The sequence below is a fragment of the Paracoccus sp. PAMC 22219 genome, assembly GCF_000787695.1.
GTDB lineage: Bacteria > Pseudomonadota > Alphaproteobacteria > Rhodobacterales > Rhodobacteraceae > Paracoccus.
On the sequence record NZ_BBPH01000038.1, the window covers coordinates 1 to 1,181 of the forward strand.

Annotated in this window: 1 pseudogene; it reads left to right on the top strand. The window is 59.7% G+C overall.

Features of this window, described 5'->3' with window-relative positions:
- Window positions 1-82: 82 nt before the first annotated feature.
- Window positions 83-1,181: pseudogene (locus TY51_RS05805) on the top strand (IS3 family transposase); the annotation flags it as partial.

Genomic DNA, 1,181 nt, shown 5'->3' on the forward strand with positions numbered 1-1,181 from the left:
CTGAGGTGCCCCCCGAAATCTGGACACTGACGTAAGCTCTGTTTTTGCTGTCTGCTGATCTTCATCACGAGGGAGATCGACGATGTCGAAACGAAAGCAGCACGCCCCTGAGTTCAAGGCGAAGGTGGCACTTGAGGCGCTGAAAGGCGAGGAGACCGTGTCGGAACTGGCGAGCCGGTTCGGCGTGCATCCGACGATGATCAATCAATGGAAACGCGCGTTGCTCGATGGCGCGTCCGGTGTCTTTGAACGCGGTGGCCGCAAGGCGCCGGTGATCGATGAGGATCAGGTCCGGGATCTGCATGCCAAGATCGGAGAGCTGGCGGTGGCCAACTCTTTTTTGGAAAGAAAGCTGAAGCCTTGGGGCGGGAAATGAGGCGCGGCATGGTCGAACGCGACCATCCGGACCTGTCGATCGGCCAGCAGTGCGCTCTGCTACAGGTCCCTCGTTCGTCGTTTTACTATACGCTGCAAGGTGAAACGGACCAGAACCTCGCGCTGATGCGGTTGATCGACGTGCAGTTCCTCGACACGCCTTTCTTTGGCGTCCGTCAGATGACCTGGCACCTGCGCAACGTGGGCCACAAGGTGAACGAAAAGCGCATACGTCGGCTTATGCGCCTGATGGGGCTGATGCCGATCTACCAGAAGCCCAACACCAGCAGGCCAGCAAAAGGGCACAAGATCTATCCCTATCTGCTGCGCGGCCTGCGTGTGGACCGGCCAAATCAGGTTTGGTGTGTGGACATCACCTATCTGCCGATGCGTCGCGGGTTCCTCTACCTGGTGGCGATCATGGACTGGCACACCCGCATGGTCTTGGCGTGGCGGATCTCGAACACGCTGGACGTCGACTTCTGCGTCGAGGCGCTGAACGAGGCCATCTATCGGTTCGGACCGCCGGACATCATGAACAGCGATCAAGGGTCCCAGTTCACGTCGTTTGCCTGGACAGACCGCCTGCGACGGTCGGGCGTCCGCATCTCGATGGATGGCAAAGGCCGCTATCTAGACAACATCTTCATCGAGCGCTTGTGGCGCACCCTGAAATACGAGTGCGTCTACCTATATGCTTGGGAGACCGGATCGCAGGCACGCACCGGTGTCCGCAACTGGATGGAATTCTACAACCACCGCCGCCGCACAAGGCCCTTGGCGGCCGACCGCCGGCAGTGGTCTAC